This is a genomic window from Streptomyces sp. DSM 116793, assembly GCF_057320905.1.
Genome location: NZ_CM170494.1, coordinates 5,478,427 through 5,495,799, shown reverse-complemented (window position 1 = coordinate 5,495,799; position 17,373 = coordinate 5,478,427). Strand labels below are relative to the sequence as shown.

General features: G+C 70.5%; 15 protein-coding genes, 1 tRNA gene and 2 pseudogenes. 8 read left to right on the top strand and 10 right to left on the bottom strand.

Annotated elements, in window-relative coordinates:
* Positions 1-789: 789 nt before the first annotated feature.
* The 7 genes and pseudogenes from ACSMXW_RS21490 (at position 790) to ACSMXW_RS21460 (ending at position 5,887) form a co-directional block, all read left to right on the top strand.
* A complete protein-coding gene (locus tag ACSMXW_RS21490; protein ID WP_485798434.1) occupies positions 790-1,161 on the top strand; it encodes a hypothetical protein in 372 nt (123 codons plus the stop codon).
* 87 nt (positions 1,162-1,248) lie between these two features.
* Complete coding sequence (locus ACSMXW_RS21485) at positions 1,249-2,649, top strand: VanZ family protein (protein ID WP_485798432.1); 1,401 nt, start codon at positions 1,249-1,251, stop codon at positions 2,647-2,649.
* Between the two features lie 287 nt (positions 2,650-2,936).
* Positions 2,937-3,128, top strand: a complete 192-nt coding sequence (locus tag ACSMXW_RS21480; protein WP_485798431.1) for a hypothetical protein — start codon at positions 2,937-2,939, stop codon at positions 3,126-3,128.
* Positions 3,129-3,250: 122 nt separating this feature from the next.
* A pseudogene (locus ACSMXW_RS21475) lies at positions 3,251-3,649 on the top strand (AAA family ATPase); the annotation flags it as partial.
* A gap of 76 nt (positions 3,650-3,725) precedes the next feature.
* Positions 3,726-4,160, top strand: coding sequence for a hypothetical protein (locus tag ACSMXW_RS21470; protein WP_485808580.1), 435 nt, complete (start codon positions 3,726-3,728; stop codon positions 4,158-4,160).
* 86 nt (positions 4,161-4,246) lie between these two features.
* Positions 4,247-4,420, top strand: coding sequence for a helix-turn-helix transcriptional regulator (locus tag ACSMXW_RS21465; RefSeq protein WP_485808205.1), 174 nt, complete (start codon positions 4,247-4,249; stop codon positions 4,418-4,420).
* Between the two features lie 51 nt (positions 4,421-4,471).
* Positions 4,472-5,887 (top strand): annotated as a pseudogene (locus ACSMXW_RS21460) (tyrosine-type recombinase/integrase).
* 99 nt (positions 5,888-5,986) lie between these two features.
* Here ACSMXW_RS21460 and ACSMXW_RS21455 read toward each other — a convergent pair.
* Positions 5,987-6,071: transfer RNA gene (locus ACSMXW_RS21455), tRNA-Tyr, on the bottom strand.
* A 204-nt stretch (positions 6,072-6,275) separates the two neighbouring features.
* On the opposite strand from ACSMXW_RS21455, the gene ACSMXW_RS21450 reads away from it, so the two are divergent.
* Entirely contained in the window at positions 6,276-6,764 is a 489-nt protein-coding gene (locus ACSMXW_RS21450; RefSeq protein ID WP_485798429.1) for a YajQ family cyclic di-GMP-binding protein, read from the top strand.
* A gap of 306 nt (positions 6,765-7,070) precedes the next feature.
* Here ACSMXW_RS21450 and ACSMXW_RS21445 read toward each other — a convergent pair whose 3' ends face one another.
* The 9 genes from ACSMXW_RS21445 to ACSMXW_RS21405 all read right to left on the bottom strand — a co-directional run bounded on the left by ACSMXW_RS21445 (position 7,071) and on the right by ACSMXW_RS21405 (position 17,372).
* Positions 7,071-7,340 (bottom strand): GlsB/YeaQ/YmgE family stress response membrane protein, encoded by a 270-nt coding sequence (locus ACSMXW_RS21445; protein WP_485798427.1) that lies wholly within the window; start codon positions 7,338-7,340, stop codon positions 7,071-7,073.
* Positions 7,341-8,366: 1,026 nt separating this feature from the next.
* On the bottom strand, positions 8,367-8,648 hold the full coding sequence (locus ACSMXW_RS21440; protein WP_485798426.1) for a hypothetical protein: 282 nt from the start codon (positions 8,646-8,648) through the stop codon (positions 8,367-8,369).
* A gap of 688 nt (positions 8,649-9,336) precedes the next feature.
* Positions 9,337-9,738, bottom strand: a complete 402-nt coding sequence (locus ACSMXW_RS21435) for a YccF domain-containing protein (protein WP_485798425.1) — start codon at positions 9,736-9,738, stop codon at positions 9,337-9,339.
* Entirely contained in the window at positions 9,735-10,598 is an 864-nt protein-coding gene (gene htpX / locus ACSMXW_RS21430; protein WP_485798423.1) for a zinc metalloprotease HtpX, read from the bottom strand. Before htpX ends, ACSMXW_RS21435 begins: the two co-directional genes overlap by 4 nt.
* Positions 10,599-10,877: 279 nt before the next feature.
* The gene (locus tag ACSMXW_RS21425; RefSeq protein ID WP_485798421.1) at positions 10,878-12,482 is read right to left on the bottom strand and encodes an NADH-quinone oxidoreductase subunit N; all 1,605 of its coding nucleotides are present in this window, start codon (positions 12,480-12,482) and stop codon (positions 10,878-10,880) included.
* A complete protein-coding gene (locus tag ACSMXW_RS21420; RefSeq protein ID WP_485798419.1) occupies positions 12,479-14,104 on the bottom strand; it encodes a complex I subunit 4 family protein in 1,626 nt (541 codons plus the stop codon). The genes ACSMXW_RS21425 and ACSMXW_RS21420 overlap by 4 nt, the downstream gene beginning before the upstream one ends.
* Before the next feature lie 6 nt (positions 14,105-14,110).
* Positions 14,111-16,153: an NADH-quinone oxidoreductase subunit 5 family protein gene (locus ACSMXW_RS21415; RefSeq protein ID WP_485798417.1), complete on the bottom strand. Its 2,043-nt coding sequence runs from the start codon at positions 16,151-16,153 to the stop codon at positions 14,111-14,113.
* Positions 16,150-16,557, bottom strand: a complete 408-nt coding sequence (gene nuoK / locus ACSMXW_RS21410; RefSeq protein ID WP_485798415.1) for an NADH-quinone oxidoreductase subunit NuoK — start codon at positions 16,555-16,557, stop codon at positions 16,150-16,152. The genes ACSMXW_RS21415 and nuoK overlap by 4 nt, the downstream gene beginning before the upstream one ends.
* On the bottom strand, positions 16,557-17,372 hold the full coding sequence (locus tag ACSMXW_RS21405; protein ID WP_485808203.1) for an NADH-quinone oxidoreductase subunit J family protein: 816 nt from the start codon (positions 17,370-17,372) through the stop codon (positions 16,557-16,559). The genes nuoK and ACSMXW_RS21405 overlap by 1 nt, the downstream gene beginning before the upstream one ends.
* Position 17,373: the final 1 nt, after the last annotated feature.

Below are 17,373 nucleotides of genomic sequence, written 5' to 3'. Positions count from 1 at the left end.
GCCCATCAACGGTCGAACCCGCCGCCCGCGCTTCAAACAATCAAGAACCTAAGAACGAGCGAGACGACACAGCCTCACCCTCGTGAGGTGAGCCCGCCAGGAACCAAGTAACAAGGCTCCCTACGTCAGCAAGCCCCGGCCGCGCCGACGCCCGCCCACATATGGATAGGCCCGGCCGCATGAGTCGGGCACCCGACCTCTGCGGCCCACAGGAGACGACGCCTCCGGCGGGGATCGGCCGGAACCGGGCGGGAGGAGGGCGCCGTTCCCGGCCGCGGGCACATCGTGGCGAGCGTGATGGGCTCCCGTCCCGTCCACCATCGACCCAGGCAGAGCCGAGCAGACACGCCCATGGCGTCCAGGTCGTTCCTACAGTGGCGCGGTCCACCTGGACGCCATGAATTACGCCCGCTCCACAGACGTGTGGGGCGACGGCGGACGGGACGGGAGCTGGGGAAGGTCGTGGGTTCCTGCGGAAGCGGCAGTTCAGGGCGGTGTCGGATCCGTGCTCTGTGAGGCCACGTGCAACCTCTATGAAGGGGCCGTGATGGAAGACCGCACTCAAAGCTGTCGACATGTTCCGGACCGACTGCCGGGTCGGGTCCTCAGCTGGCTGGAATGGATCTTCACTAGCCGACTAGCGCGTGATCGGATGATCACAACACCTTCACCTAGCACCACCCCTCCGCGCAGCGGAGAGGTTGACATGCGCATCACACCTAAGGGGATTTCACGCGCCGCAGAACCAACGCCACTCTAACCGCCCTTGCTATCGCAGCAGGATTTGTCATGTTCAGCACGCCGCTCGCCTCGGCGGCGCCGACCGCCTCGGCCATCACCTACTGTGACAGCTCTGGCTACACCTCCACCAACGAGCCCATGGAACGGTGCACCTCGCTGTCCAACGGCATCCTGGCCGTCCACCAGAGTTCGAGCGGCGTCGTGGGCACCTCGTACTACAAGTCAGGCGGATCTTCCATCTCCGCCAAGCTTGGTTACTCGCGCTCGGGGACCAGCCACTACGCCAGCGCCGTCTCCATCAGTTCGGGCCAGACGAAGAGCGCTACGTGGTCGCTGGGGGCCAGTGCCTACTGCTCGAGCATAACCGGCCTGCTTAGCTACAGCAGCGGCACGTACCAGACGCCTGCCTCGCACTGCTAAAACCAGAGCCCACAGGCCCCGCCCGCCAGGGCGGGGCCTTGCCCCCAGTCGCGCTCGCCTCGATCTGACCACGCAAGGAACCGCGCCGTGTTTTCCGCGATCTTCCAGCACCACATCGGCTATCTGGCCGTGTGCACATTGACCGGCCTCATTTGCGGCGTCGCCGCGTGGACGCTCGCCCATAAACGGAGGAACCCTCACGGCGCATGGTGGTCCGGACTCGCCTTTACTCTCACCGGCGTCCTCGGTGTCACGTTTATGGGCGGCGGCTCGGCCAGCGGCGTATGCGTCCTTAACCATGAGTTCGCCGAGCCCTTCCACACCACGCAAGGGTTGTGGAACCTTGCCATGATGGTCCCCGTCGGCGCATGCGCCCTCTTGGCCATCCGTCGCCCGCTACCCGTCCTATTAAGCGTCATCGCGCTGCCTCTGGCCATCGAATTCACTCAGGCCACCGTCAATGGCCTAGGGCGCGTATGCGATAGCTCAGACGCCGAGATGAACATTATCGGAGGTTTGATAGGGCTCGCCATCGTTGCGCTTGTCCTCACAATCCGCCACTCGCTCGCGTGGCAGACGGGCATAAAGGGGACGTTGATTGCATTTGCGGCATTGCTCCTCCTGGGATCGGGAGTCGCGCGCCCGATGCTCGACTTCACGAACGTTGACGGCAGCAGCCTCGCCAACGCAGACGCCGAGCAGAAGCAGGCTGTTGATGCCGCCGTAAAAGAGGCATTCGGCGACCGTTACAAGATCGGGCAGCTGTACGAGCAGCCGTGTGGGGACTCCTCATGCACCAACATCATCTTCAACCTGCACAGCCGTGAAGGGGAACACTCCGACTTCGGCACCGGCACCCTTTCCTGGCCGGACAAGAAGCATCTGAACATACAACTGGAAAACAGCGACCGGCCTACCGTCATGGGATACCCGGTGGAAGGCGCGAAAGCCCCGTCTACCAATGTAGCGGCCTCTCGAATCACGAAGTCGTACGCCAAGCGAAAGTATCCGTGGGCGGTGGGCGCGACCATGATAGAAACGTTCCCCGTGGGCGAAAAGGCCGAACTTGGCTGGATCACGAACTGGAGATGGACTCACAACAACGTCCTGATGCCCAGGATGTTGGATGTCCAGGTAGACAAGGCCGGGCACGTATCTCAGATTGACGTCACCCTAGGCCCGACCCGGGCAAAGCTTCCCAAAGCCAAGCTTGACGCCGGTCAGGCCGAAAAGGCAGTAAACAAGGCGGTAGCTGCACAACTTCGAGCCAATGGAAACACTGGCGCAGAATTTCACACCAAAGCAGTCACTGTAAAAGCGGTCGAGCAAGACGGTAATTGGCAGCCGAATTGGCTTGTGAACGTGACGTGGCCCAGCAACGGAAAGAGCGATGATTCGCAGGAGGCGGCAACGGTTGACATGTACCGCGTGAACGCCGTCACCGGCCAGGTATACGACAGCGGTGGGCTCCTCCTCAAGACCAGCTGACCCCGCCGGAACAAGTTCCGCCCCAGCCCGAGGCCGAACGGGAGCATCCCGGGCCCGTGAGCAGCGTTTGATCTGGTCACGGGCCCTTTTGGGCTGGTGGCGGCGCCAGGATTAGCAAGCCCCGCAGCATCGAACGGAGGACCGCAGCATCAACATCACGGCAGAGACCAACCACCACGGCCGACCAGTCCGCGGCCCTCCGCACCGTCCTCGCCCCGGCGGAGGAGCACCCGGCCCTGCCCGCCGCCTACACGGTCATCAGCTCGATCGCTCCCGATGAGGTCGCCGTGCAACTCGCAGGACCGAGCGAGCTGGAGGCATGGCGGATTGCCCTCGACGTGGCGCCCGAGAGCGTCCGATTCCGTACCGATCCGACCCGCCTGCAGTTCCACTTCACCGTGCAGATCAACGCCACGAGGGTCTACGCCTACACCCTCTTCGACCCTGCGGCGGACGAGGTCCCGGGGAGTGCGGCGTGACGACCAACCCCTACGACTCGCCTCACCTGTTACTCCGTGCCGCCGGCACCTTCGCCCCGGAACCCCGCCCTCTCCAGCCCGCCCAACAGCGGATCCGCACCGCGTGGACGGCGGACGAGCTGATGGCCACGGAGTTCCCCGAGCCGAAGTGGGCCGTGCCCAGCATCATCTCCGAGGGCGTCAACCTCCTCGCCGGACCATCGAAGGTCGGCAAGTCCTGGCTCTCCCTCGGCCTGGCCCTCTCCGTGGCGGCCGGCACGCGCGCCATGGACAGCGTCCCGGTCGACGGCGGCCCGGTTCTGTACCTGGCCCTGGAGGACACCCCGCGCCGTCTCCAGACCCGCATGCACAAGATCCTCGGAGTCGACGGCCGCGCGCCCTGCGGGCTGACCCTGGCGACCTCGTGCCCACCGCTCCCGCAGGGCGGGAACGAGGCCATCGCCCAGTGGATCGACCGCAACCCGGACGCCCGCATGGTCGTCATCGACGTCTTCGCGAAGATGCGCGGTCCGTCCGCCCCGGGCGCCTCCGCCTACGACGCTGACTATGCGGCCGTGGGCCACGCGAAGCGCATGGCGGAACCACTACGGCATCGCCATGGTCCTCGTTCACCACATCCGCAAGGCCGGCTCCGACGACTTCCTCACCGAGGTCTCCGGCACCAACGGCCTGGCGGGTGCCGCGGACGCCGCTCTCGTCCTCAAGCGCGCCCGCGGCCAGGCCGACGGAGTCCTGCACGTCACCGGCCGCGACGTGGACGAGGCCGAGTACGCCCTGCGCTTCTTCGCCGAGGCCGGCGCCTGGCACCTCCTCGAAGGCCCCGCCGCCGACCACACCCTCAGCGACACCCGCGCCGCGATCCTCCGCTACGTCCGCGCCCACCCCGGCGCAAAGCCCAAGCAGATTGCCCAGGACACCGGCCTGACCCCGGACCTGGTCCGCCAAACCTGCGCCCGCATGGCCAACGACGTCCAGCTTATCCGGAAGGACGGCGGCTACACGGCCGCCTGCGAGAACGGGGGGCAGCAATGACCAGTCACAGCCGTCACAGTGTCACCACGGTCATTCGGTCCCGTGGAACGAGCACGCGGGCGACCGCAGCCGCATCCCACCCTCAGATGATCAAGCTCCCCGAGGTGCTGGCAGAACTGGGCATGAGTCGAGCTGCCTTCTACCGCATGCGTGCCCGCGGCCAGGCTCCGCGCCTGATCAAGCTCCCGAACGGGCATCTGCGCGTGCGTCGTGCCGACTTGGACGCGTGGCTCAGCAACCTCTCCGCCCCCGACTCCTGACCGCCCCGGGGCCCGGCACATGTCGGGCCTCCCTCCGCAGAAAGGCCCCAGATGGGAAATACGTATGACGTACGCATCTGGTCCGTCCGACAGCGCAAGCACCGTGGGCAGGCATCTGCCGAGCTGCGCTGGAGGACCGGGAGTGTCCCACATTCCCAAACCTTCCGAACGAGAACACTCGCCGACAGCCGCCGCGCCGAATTGCTCACAGCCGCCAACGCGGGAGAGCCATTCGACGAGGACACCGGCCTGCCCGTCAAAAGCTTCGGCAACGCAACGAAGTCAGTTGGTATCAACACGCCAGGGACTACATCGAGATGAAGTGGGAGCACTCCCCGGCTCGACTCGCCGGACACTCGCCGAAGCCATGGCCACCGTAACGCCTGCCTTGGTGAAGGACACCAAGGGCATGGCGCACCCTCGCACCGCGCTCTATTCCTGGGCGTTCAACATCAACCGCCGCAACGAAGAACCGCCGGCCGATATAGCGAAGGTACTGGCCTGGTTCGAACGGAAATCGCTGCCGACGCCGGCACTGGCGGACCGCATGCACGTGCGTGCAGCGTTGGACGCGCTCACCCGGAAGTTGGACGGCACCACGGCATCCGCGGCGACCATCCGCCGGAAGCGGGCCATCTTTCACAACGCGCTCGGCTATGCGGTCGACGCCGGGCATCTGACAGACAATCCCCTTCCCCGCGTCCAGTGGAAGGCGCCCGAACGGATTGAGGAGGAGCTTGACCCGGCGTGCGTGCCGGGCCCGAAGACGGCGCTCGCTTTGCTCGATGCCGTCCGGACGCAGAGTCCGCGCGGTCGCTGCCTGGTGGCCTTCTTCGGCTGCATGTACTACGCGGCGGCGCGGCCGGCGGAGGTCATCGGGTTGCGGCGCCAGGACTGCCATCTGCCGCGCCACGGCTGGGGCACCCTGAGTCTGCGGGAGACACGGCCCCGGTCCGGCTCGGCCTGGACCACGGACACCGGCACGGCCCACGACCGGCGTGGGCTCAAGCATCGTCTGTGCAAGGCCGTGCGCATGGTGCCGATCCCGCCCGACCTAGTCGCCCTGCTCCGGTGGCACATCACCGCGTATGGCGTGGCGGACGACGGCCGGCTGTTCCGAATGCAGCGCGGCGGACTCATCCAGGACACCGGATACGGGGAGGTCTGGGCAGAAGCTCGTGCGCGCGCACTGACCCCTCTCCAACAGGCCTCCCGGCCAAGCGCCCATATGATCTACGTCATGCCGCTGTGTCAACGTGGCTCAGCTCAGGCGTCGAGCCTCAGGTGGTCGCCCAGCGGGCGGGCCACAGCGTTGCCGTCCTGTTCCGTGTGTACGCCAAGTGCCTCGACGGCGCCGTTGCCACGGCGAACGCACGGATCGAAGCGGCACTGAAAACACCAGGTAGGAGCTGGAATGCTGCCCCACTGATGCCCCACACACGGTGGTCACCACCCGAATCAGGGTGAGACAGAGTGGGATATAGCAGCCATAACGAGCACTCGGCCAGGCAGGGACACCAAAGGGCCCGTGACCAGCGTTTCCGCTGGTCACGGGCCCTTTCGGCTTGGTGGCGGCGCTAGGATTCGAACCTAGGAAGGCTGAGCCGGCAGATTTACAGTCTGCTCCCTTTGGCCGCTCGGGCACACCGCCGGGGATGTCGCCAGCTGCCCGCCTGAGGCGGAGCCGCCTGGCAACGACGTAAACGATACCTGATCGACGGGGGTGCTTCGCCACCGGATTGATCGGTGCCCTTGATCGGCCATAGGCGCACCCTGGGTGACTAGGCTTGGCCGGTGCGGCCTCCGGCGACGGGCGGCCGTGACCTATGCACCCCGATACAAGGAGCCACAGGACATGGCCGACTCCAGTTTCGACATCGTCTCGAAGGTCGAGCGGCAGGAGGTCGACAACGCCCTCAACCAGGCCGCGAAGGAGATCTCGCAGCGCTACGACTTCAAGAACGTCGGTGCCTCGATCTCCTGGTCCGGCGAGAAGATCCTGATGCAGGCCAACTCCGAGGAGCGGGTGAAGGCGATCCTCGACGTGTTCCAGTCCAAGCTGGTCAAGCGCGGGATCTCCCTCAAGACGCTCGACGCGGGTGAGCCCCAGCTCTCCGGCAAGGAGTACAAGATCTTCGCCTCGATCGAGGAGGGCATCTCCCAGGAGAACGCCAAGAAGGTGGCGAAGATCATCCGCGACGAGGGTCCCAGGGGCGTCAAGGCGCAGGTCCAGGGCGACGAGTTGCGGGTGAGCTCGAAGAGCCGTGACGACCTCCAGGCCGTCATCGCCCTGCTCAAGGGGCAGGACTTCGACTTCGCCCTGCAGTTCGTGAACTACCGCTGATCCGCGTCCGTCCGCACCGCCGACCCGGCGGTCCGCATCCGGACCGGCGCCCCGCGCCGGGCACCGTGTGCACCACGCCTGCGGTCAGACCTCTGCAGTCGGGCCCGGCTCGCTCGGGCCCGGCTGCAGAGGTCTGGAACGGGACCGTACGGGACCGTCCCACCGGGCCGGACGTCCGTCCGGGCCGGGTGAGGCCGCCCGGACCACCTCACGCCCCGATCTCTCGCGCCCGAGCCGCCTCGGGCCCAGCGGCCTCACGTCCCAACGGCTTCAGGCCCCAGCCGCCTCACCCCAGCCGCCGCGCCCTCACCTGCTGCGCGAGTCCCCGAAGAATATGCGGTAGAGGATCAGCAGGACGAGCGAGCCGCCGATGGCCGACAGCCATGTGGCCCCGTCGAAGAAGTCCTTGGTGACCGGGCGGTCCAGGAAGTGGGACGAGATCCAGCCGCCGACGAAGGCGCCGATGATGCCGATGACCGTCGTGCCGACCAGGCCGCCGGGGTCACGTCCCGGCAGGAGGAATTTGGCGACGGCACCGGCAAGCAGTCCGAGGATGATCCAGCTGATGTAACCCATGCCGGGTTCTGCCTTTCGTACGTGTACGCCGTGACGCTCCGCGCCGCGGCGGTCGTGTTTCGGGGTGGGTCGGGGTCGTGGGCGGGCGGGGGAGGGTGGGAGGGGGAGGCGAGGCCAGAGGGTGGGGGGTCGTGGGGCGGCCGGGTGTGGTGGGGGGCTGCGGGCGAGGGGCTGTTCCGGCGGCACGGCCCGGCGACGGCCGGCTTCTGCGCCGGCGGGCGCGGACCGCGGTCCGACCGGGCGGGGCACCCGGACGGAGTGCGTCCGGGTGATCGTATGCCCAGTGATCGCGAGCATATGGCGATCGGGTGACATCGTCAGGTAGGACGCCCACGGAATGTCACCGGTTGCGCCGCCCACGGTCGGCGAGTTGTCGGCCGGCACCGCTGACGGGGTGGAAGCCCGTACGCGCCGCAGGGGGCCGGCCCTGTGCGGGCCCTATGGCCTACGCGGCCTCCAGCGCGTCTCGTTGGCCCGCCCACCTCCGCGGGGGCCTGCCGCGTCCCAGCGGCACTCAGCGGCGCCCCGCGGCGGCCCGTGCACCCCGCGGCTCGGACGGCAGGACCCCGCAGCACCCCCGGGCACCCCGCGGCTCGGACGGCAGGACCCCGCAGCACCCCCGGGCACCCCGCGGCTCGGACGGCAGGACCCCGCAGCACCCCCGGGCACCCCGCGGCTCGGACGGCAACACTCCGCGGCGGCTCGCCAGCACCCCGCGGTGGCCCGGCGGGCCGGGGCGGCTGGACGGCCGACCACCCAGAGGACCGGAGCACCCGAGCCACCCGAACAGCCGCGTGACCGAGACCTCGAGCAGCCAAAGGGCCCGTGCACCAGAGGCACCCGAGCACCCGAGGCACCCGAGGCACCGGAGCAGCCAAGCGACCGAGACCCCGAGCACTCAAGCACCCGAGCGCCCGAGCACCCAGAGCGCCCGAGCGCCCGAGCACCCAGAACACCCGAGCACCTGACCACCTGAGCACCCGGAACCACCGTCCCGTCCCCTCCCCCGGGCCGTCAGCCCCGCCCTCACACGAGTACGGTCTCCGCCCCTTCCCCACACAGCAGGGCCCGCGGTTCCTCGAAGGCGGGTGGGCGGGCGGTCTGCGGCGTGACGCCCAGACAGGTGCGGGCGATCGCTGAGTCGTACCAGACGAGGGTGAACGGCGGTCTGGGCCCGAAGGGGCCGCGGAGGCGGTATCCGGGGGACAGCGGGGGGCGGAACGGGTAGTCGGGCTGGCCGTCCTGAACGGACGCCTCGATGGTGAGGTCCCGCAGGGACAGGTCGCGTGCGCAGCGGCGCTCGTCCACAAGGCGGACGTCGGTCAGATGCCATGCGCCGGCGCCTCTCCCCGCTCTGTCCAGGGTCTCCAGGACGAGGGATCCGAGCGGCGCGGAACGGTCTCTTGGGGGCCTCTTCCCCGGGGGGCTTCCCCGGGAGGCGCCGCCCGATCCGCAGTCTCCGGAGGTGCCGCCCGATCCGCAGTCTCCGGAGGTGCCGCCCGATCCGCAGTCTCCGGAGGTGATGCCCGATCCGCTCTCTTCCGATGTGCCACCCGGTCGGCCCCCTCTGGCGGTGCCTCCGGGGCGCCCGCCCGGCGGGCCCGTGAGGCGCGGGGAGCCGACTTCGGGGCCGACGGCCCAGGGGACGTCCGGTGCGGGCGCGGGTGCGGGTGCGGGTGCCGCTCCGGTGCGGCCGGCGCACGCCCTGAGCGCCTCCACGGCCGTGCGTGACGGCCCCTCGGGGGTGCAGCCGAGCAGTTCGTACCGCGCGCGTAAGGGGGGTGGCGGATCGGCGAAGAGATCCGACGCGTCCGTGCAGAGCGTCCACAGGCCCCCGGAACCGGATCTACCGCCTGCCTGCCTGCTCCCCCGGGCCCTCGTAACGGGGGCGGGGTAAGCGGGCCGCCCGCTCTCTGCCGTCCGGTGCGCCCTCGGCGCACTCCGGCCCCTCGGCGTCGTACGCCGCGAATGCGTACACCGGGGGCCGCATGGTCCGCTACCAGCGGCGGTTCGCCGGGAAGGGCTGGTCCGTACGGACGATTTCACGGCCCAGGGGCAGCAGCGCGACCGGGATCAGCTTGAAGTTCGCGATGCCGAGCGGGATGCCGATGAGGGTGATGCACAGGGCGATGCCGGTGGCGATGTGCCCCAGAGCGATCCACCAGCCGGCGAGGATCAGCCAGAGGGCGTTGCCGATGAAGGAGGCGGCCCCTGCGTCGGGGCGCTCGACCGTGGTGTAGCCGAAGGGCCACAGGGCGTAGATCCCGATGCGGAAGGCGGCGATGCCGAAGGGGATGCCGATGATGGTGACGCACAGGAGCAGCCCGGCGGCGAAGTAGGCCAGGAACAGCCAGAGGCCGCTCAGGAGGAGCCAGATGATGTTGAGGATCGTCTTCACTGGTAGCGACCTGCCATCTGCTCAAGCCGGGCGATGCGCTCCGCCATGGGTGGATGGGTGGAGAACATCTTGGCCATGCCCTGCCCGGGACGGAAAGGATTCGCAATCATCATGTGGCTTGCCGTCTCCAGGCGCGGCTCGGGAGGCAGCGGGAGCTGGCGGGTGCCGGCCTCCAGCTTGCGCAGGGCGCTGGCGAGGGCTAGGGGGTCACCGGTGAGCTGGGCGCCGGAGGCGTCGGCCTCGTACTCCCGGGAACGGCTGATGGCGAGCTGGATGATGGACGCGGCGAGCGGCCCCAGCAGCATGATCAGCAGGAAGCCGAAGATGCCGGGTCCTTCGTCGTTCTCGGAGCGGCCGAAGGGGATCAGCCAGGCGAAGTTCACCAGAAAGATGATGACTGAGGCGAGGGCGCCGGCCACGGAGGAGATGAGGATGTCACGGTTGTAGACATGGCTCAGCTCGTGCCCGATGACGCCCCGCAGCTCGCGCTCGTCCAGGATGCGGAGGATGCCGTCGGTGCAGCACACCGCGGCGTTGCGGGGATTGCGGCCGGTGGCGAACGCGTTCGGTGCCTCGGTCGGGGAGATGTAGAGCCGGGGCATGGGCTGGCGGGCCTGGGTGGAGAGGTCGCGGACCATGCGGTAGAGGCCGGGGGCCTCGAACTCGCTGACGGGGCGTGCGCGCATGGCGCGCAGTGCCAGCTTGTCGCTGTTCCAGTACGCGTACGCGTTGGTGCCGAGCGCTACGAGGAGCGCGACGACGAGGCCCGTACTCCCGAAGAAACTGCCGATCACGAGGATGAGGGCGGACAGTCCCCCGAGGAGTACAGCGGTTTTGAGCCCGTTGTGCCGGCGGTGCACGGTGCGCCCTCCTGGTGGTGCTGCAGGGAACCTCTGCTTGCTGGTGCCACGGTCCAGTGGACCCTCCGATACGAGTCAACGCCGGGCGCGGAGTTCTAGTTCCCTGACCCGGGGCGCGGGCGGGCGGCTGACCGGCGCGTCCTTCACCGGTGCGCCCCGCGGGGGCGTCACCGCGCGGTCCGGGGCCATGTGGCGGGCGGGTACCGGGACGTCGCGGCGGAGCGGGTACCGGGACGCCGTGGGAGCGGCCACCGGGGCCCGCGGCGGGGCGGGCCGCCGTCAGAACAGCGCGGTGGCCGAGAACCGCAGGACCAGCTGGGGCGCCCCGGACAGAGCCACCGCCAGGACCGCGGTGAGGGCGAGCGCGGCGGTCAGCGGCGCCGGCACGGCGGCGGCCGCCGGGCCGGCCGGGGCGGTGGCCGTGGCGTCGCTCCGGGTGCCGGCTTCCTCCTGGGGCGGCCGGAAGAGGAGCGCCGTCCACCGGAGGTAGTAGGAGAGCGCGATCACGACGTTCACGGCCATGACCACGGCGAGCCAGCCGAGGCCGGCGTCGACCGCCGAGGAGAAGACGGTGACCTTGGCGAAGAGGCCGATCACACCGGGTGGCAGGCCCCCGAGGCAGAGCAGGAAGAAGGCCAGCAGCAGGGCGGTCAGCGGCCGCCGTGCGTAGAGGCCGCGGTAGTCGGCGACGCGGTTGAGGGGGCTGCTGCGCGCGACCAGCGCGGCCACGGCGAACGCCCCCAGGTTGACCGCCGCGTACATCAGGGCGTAGGCGAGGGTGGAGCCGACGGCACGCTCGGGGTCCTTGGCGTGACCGGCCGCCGCTATCGGTACGAGCAGGTAGCCCGCCTGGCCGACCGACGACCAGGCGAGCAGCCGGACCGCGCTGTACGCGCGCGTGGGCTGCTGGCGCAGCGCCGCCGCGTTGCCGGCGGTCATGGTGAGCGCGGCGAGCACGGCGAGCGCGGGACCCCACACGTCCGCATAGGAGGGGAAGGCCAGCACCGTCACCAGGATGAGCCCGGAGAAGCCGACCGCCTTGCCGACGACGGAGAGATACGCGGCGATGGGCAGCGGGGCGCCCACATAGGTGTCGGGCACCCAGAAGTGGAAGGGCACGGCGGCCGTCTTGAAGGCGAAGCCCACCAGGGTGAGCGCCACGCCGGTGCGGGCGAGGGTGTGCAGCTGGCCGTCCACGCCCGGGAGCCGGGCGGCAATCTCCGTCAGGTAGAGGCTGCCGGTCGCCGCGTAGACGAAGCTGGCCCCCATGAGCGTCACGGCGGTCGCGGTGACGGACGACAGGAAGAACTTCAGGGCCGCCTCCGCCGACCTGCGCTCGCCGCGCCTGAGGCCCACCAGGGCGAAGGCGGGGAGGGAGGCGACCTCAAGGGCGATCACCAGGGTGGCCAGGTCCCGGGCGGCGGGCAGCAGGGCGGCGCCCGCGGCGGAGGACAGCAGCAGGAACCAGAACTCGCCGTCGGGTATGGCGCCGTCCCGCCGGCCCGCGTTTTCGAGCTCGTTTCCTGCCGCCGGGGGCCCGGCCTTGGCGTCCCGGAGCGTGCTCACCGACAGCAGGGCGGCCAGCAGCGCGCCGCCGAGCACCAGGAACTGGACGACGAGGGTGAAGTGGTCGGCCGTGTAGCTGCACACAGAAGGGTGGCCGGTACGGCAGAAGGTGGACCGGTGGCCGTCGAGCAGGGGCAGCAGGGAGAGCGCGGCCAGGGCGAGCCCCGCGACGGAGACCCAGCCGAGCACGGCCTTTCGGGTGTCGTCCGTGAAGAGGTCGGCGACGAGCACCAGCAGGGCCACGAGCGCGGCGACGGTGGGCGGCGCGATGGCGAGCCAGTCGATGGACTGCACGACGCCCGCGGCGGTCTCGGTCACTTGGGGCCTCCTGCGAGGAGCTGCTGCACGGCCGGGTTCGTCAGGCCCAGGAGGGCCGCGGGCCAGAGCCCGGCGAGCACGGTGAGGGCGACCAGCGGCGTCCAGGCGGCGAACTCGTGCGCGCGCACGTCGGGCAGTTCGGCGAGCGCCGGGGCGGGTCCGCCGCCGGCCGCTCCGGCGCCGGTGCCCTCCAGGCGCCCGGCGCCCATGCAGACGCGGCGCACCACGACGAGCAGGTAGCCGGCGGTGAGCAGGGTGCCGAGCCCGGCCAGGGCCATGAAGGTGAGGTAGGCGGGACGGCTGAGGCCGTCGGCGGGCCGGAAGGCGCCGAACATGGCCAGCATCTCGCCCCAGAAGCCGGCGAGGCCCGGCAGCCCGAGTGAGGCGACGGCGGCGAACGCGAGCAGCCCGCCGAGCCGCGGTGCCCTGCCGTAGAGCGCGGCGCCGGCGCCCTGGGCCAACGTGTCCAGGTCGGTGCTGCCGGTGCGGTCCTTCACGGCTCCGACCAGGAAGAACAGCAGGCCGGTAATGAGTCCGTGGGCGACGTTCGCGAACAGCGCGCCGTTGAGTCCGGTCGGTGTCATCGTCGCGATGCCGAGCAGCACGAAGCCCATGTGGCCGACGGACGAGTACGCGATGAGCCGCTTCAGGTCGCCCTTGGCGCCGGCTCGGGCGAGGGCCAGGCAGGCGAGCGAGCCGTAGACGATACCGGCGACGGCGAAGGCGGCGAGGTACGGCGCGAAGGTGTGCAGCCCGTCGGGGGCGATGGGCAGCACGATCCGGATGAACCCGTATGTCCCCATTTTGAGCAGGACACCGGCGAGCAGCACCGAGCCGACGGTGGGCGCGGCGGTGTGGGCGTCGGGGAGCCAGCTGTGCAGCGGCCACATCGGCGACTTCACGGCCAGCCCGAGACCGATCGCCAGAACCGCGATGACCTGCACGGATGCGCTCAGCCCCCGGCCGTTGTCAGTGGCGAGTGCCACCATGTCGAAGGTGTGGGACCTGAGCCCGACGAGCAGCAGGCCCAGCAGCATCACGACGGACCCGAGGAGCGTGTAGAGGATGAACTTCGAGGCGGCCGCCTGCCTGCCCTCGCCGCCCCACCGGGCGATGAGGAAGTACATCGGGATGAGCACCGTCTCGAAGGCCAGGAAGAACAGCAGCAGATCGAGGACGGCGAAGGTGGCGAGCGTGCCGGACTCCAGCAGGAGCAGCAGCGCGACGAAGCTCCGGGGAGAGGGGGCCGACGGGCCCCGTGGCGGCCTCGCGTAGCCGTGCAGGGCGCACAGGAAGGTCAGCAGCGCGGTGAGCAGCAGAAGGGGGAGCGAGATGCCGTCGACGCCGAGGTGGACGCGCACGTCCAGCGCCGGGATCCAGCTCACGTCCGTGGTGGCCTGCATCGTCGAGGGGTGGTCGCGGTCGAAGCCGAGCGCGAGGACGACGGCCGCGGCGAGCACGGCACCGGTGACGGTGACGCCGTGCCGCAGTACCGCCTGCTCGGGTGACCTGCCCTTGAGCCCGGGCGGGGGCGGCAGCAGCGCGGCAGCGGCGCCCAGCAGCGGTCCGGCGACGATCAGCGCGAGGAGGGCCTGCATCACGGACGGGCTGATATCGATCACGGCTGCTCACGCTCCCGCGGTGGCGACGAGGACGACGGCGATCGCCAGCACGGCGGAGCCGGCGAGCAGGGCGCTCAGATAGGTCTGCACGTTCCCTGTCTGCGCCCGGCGCACGGCAGCGCCCAGCAGGCGCGGCAGCGCGCCCGCGCCGCGCACATAGGTCTCGACGACCTCGCGGTCCAGGAAGCGCACCAGCCGGGCCGCGGCCCGTACCGGACCGACGAAGAGCGCCCCGTAGAGGGCGTCGAGATGGAAGCCGACGGCCGCGTGCCGGTGCAGCGGGCCGAGCAGCAGCCGGCCGGGGTCGGCGGGGTCGTCCGCAGCGGCGACGCCCCCGTAGACCGGGGTGTGCGCGGCGATGGCCTCGGCCTCGACCCATCCGGCGTCCGCGTCGAGTTCGGCGGCGACGGCCCCGAGCGGGACCCGGGCGGCGAGGGCGGTGGTGTGCCGCCAGGCGCCGTAGGTGATGACTCCGCCGGCCAGCGAGAGCCCCGTGCCGAGGACGGAGGTGGTGAGGGCGGGGGTGAGTGCGGATCCGCCGAGCCAGTCGGGCAGTACTCCGGTGGTGAGACCGAAGGCGAGGGAGGGCACGGCGAGCACCCAGAGCACGGCGTTCATGGTGACGGGCTGGCTGTCGTGGTCGGGCGCCTCACCGGTCCGGCCGCGGAAGGCCAGCAGCCAGAGCCGGGTCGCGTAGGCGGCCGTGAGCAGCGCGGTGAGCAGGCCGGCGACGAGCACGATCCAGCCGGCCGCGGCGGGCACGCTCCCGATTCCGGGGCCGCTCGGCAGGCCCGTGTCGTACGCGCCGACCGGGGCGGCGTGTCCGGTGGCGGCGTGCTCTGCGGCACCGAGTACCGCCTCCTTGGAGAAGAAACCGCTGAACGGGGGGATGGCGGCGAGCGCCAGCAGCGCCACGGTCATCGTCCAGAAGGCGTCGGGGACGCGCTCGCGCAGGTTCCGCATCCGGGCCATGGCGGCGAGCGAGTTGGTGCCGGCGGCGTGGATGACGACGCCCGCGGCGAGGAACAGCAGCGCCTTGAAGGCGCCGTGCGCAAGGAGGTGGAAGACGGCGGCGGCACGGTCGCCGACGGCCAGCGCGCCGGTCATGTAGCCGAGTTGGCCGACGGTCGAGTAGGCGAGGACGCGCTTGATGTCATCCTGTGCCAGCGCGGCCAGCGCCGAGCCGGTCATCGTCACGGCGGCCAGCACGGCCAGCACGACGAGAGCGGCCGCGGAGGCGGCGAAGACGGGAAGGAGCCGGGCGACGAAGTAGACACCGGCGGCGACCATCGTCGCGGCGTGGATCAGCGCGGAGACGGGCGTGGGGCCCGCCATCGCGTCCGGCAGCCAGGTGTGCAGCGGGAACTGCGCGGACTTGCCCGCGACACCGGCGAGCAGCAGCAGCGCGACCAGCGTGGGGTGGTGGAGCCCTCCGTCGGCGACGGTGTCCAGCACGGCCGTGATGCGGAAGGACCCGGCGTCGGCGGCGAGCGCGAACAGGCCGATCAGAAAGGGGACGTCACCGAGCTTGGTGACCAGGAACGCCTTCAGCGACGCGGCGCGCGCCTCGGGCGTCTCCCAGTAGTGGCCGACCAGGAAGTACGAGCAGATGCCCATGATCTCCCAGCCGACCAGCAGCACCATCAGGTCGCCCGAGTAGACGACGAGCAGCATCGCGGAGGTGAAGAGGGACACCAGAGCGGCGTACGAGGCGTAGCGCGGGTCGTCGCGCAGGTAGCCGGTCGAGTAGATCTGCACGCAGGTGGCGACGAGCCCCACCAGGACGCCCACGAGCACGGCGAAGCCGTCGAGGTGCAGGGCCAGGTCGACGGGCACCGAACCGGTCGGCGTGAGCCTGGTTGCGGCGTCGAGAGCCGGGCCGCCGCCCTGGCGGGCGGCCACCAGCACGGCGAGGACGGCCGAGACGAGCGTCGGCAGCACGGCGACGGGCCGGGTGTAGCCGGGCGCCGCCCGGCCGAGCAGCAGCCCGGCGACGGCGCCGAGGAACGGCAGGAGGGGGACGAGTACGGCAAGGGTGGTCGTGGTCACGCGGTGGCCTCTGTCCTGTGTGCCGTCTGTGCTGGCGTGCCCTGTGCCCCGGGGGCGTCGGTGCGGGTGTCCGCGGCGGCGTCCTGGTCGTCGGGGCCCGGCTCGGCGGTGTCGCGGAGCCGGTCCACGTCGGACGTGCCGCGACCCCGGTACACCATCAGGACGATCGCCAGGCCGATGCCGATCTCGGCGGCGGCGACGGCGATGGTGAACAGGGTCAGCGCCTGGCCGGAGTGGAGGCGGTCGCGCAGCCAGACGTCGAAGGCCACCAGATTGAGGTTGACGGCGTTGAGCATCAGCTCGACGGCCATCAGCACCAGGATGGCGTTACGGCGGGCCAGGACCCCGTACACGCCTGTGGAGAAGAGGAGCACGGAGAGCACGGCGGGGAAGACGAGGTGCATCAGCGGCCGCCTTCCCGGCGGCCGGTCTCCCGGGAGTCGGTCTCCCGGGAGTCGGTCTCCCGGCGGGCGGTCTCGCGGGGGGCGCCCTCGCCGGTGGTGCCGGGGGCGGGCGTGGTCCGGTCGGCGCTGTTCGCGCCCCGGTCGCCGGGGGCGGGGTCCTGGGGGCCGGGGCCGCCGGCGGCGGGGCCGCGGGACGAGGTGCCCGGGACGGCTGGAGAGGGGCCCGGGCTGCCGGCGACGGTCCCGGAGGAGTCCCTGCGGGAGAGTGCTATGGCGCCGACGAGTGCGGCGAGCAGCAGCACCGACAGCGCCTCGAAGGGCAGCACCCAGTGCCTGAAGAGGCTCGCCCCGGTGGCGGCGGTGGAGCCGGCGGCCGGTCCTTCCAGGTCGATCCAGGTCGCGCGGAAGGCGTCCACGACGACCCAGACCAGCACGGCTGCCGAAGCGACGGCGACCACGAGCGCGGCCCAGCGGTTGCCCGAGTCGGCGTCAGGCGAGCGGCCTATCGGGGCCTTGGTGAGCATCAGGCCGAAGAGCAGGAGGACGACGACGGACCCGACATAGATGAGGACCTGCACCCAGGCGATGAACTCGGCCGTGAGCAGCAGGTACTCCACGGCGATGCCACCGAGGGCCACCACCAGCCACAGGGCCGCGTGGACGATCTGCCGGGTGGTGACGGTGACGATCGCCGCGCCGAAGGTGACCAGACCGACGAGGACGAACGTGACCTCGGCGCCCGTCGGCGAGAGGAAGCCATGGGTCTGGAAGGCCCCGAGGCCTGTGGGGGCGGCGAGGCCGGTCTGGGCCACCAGG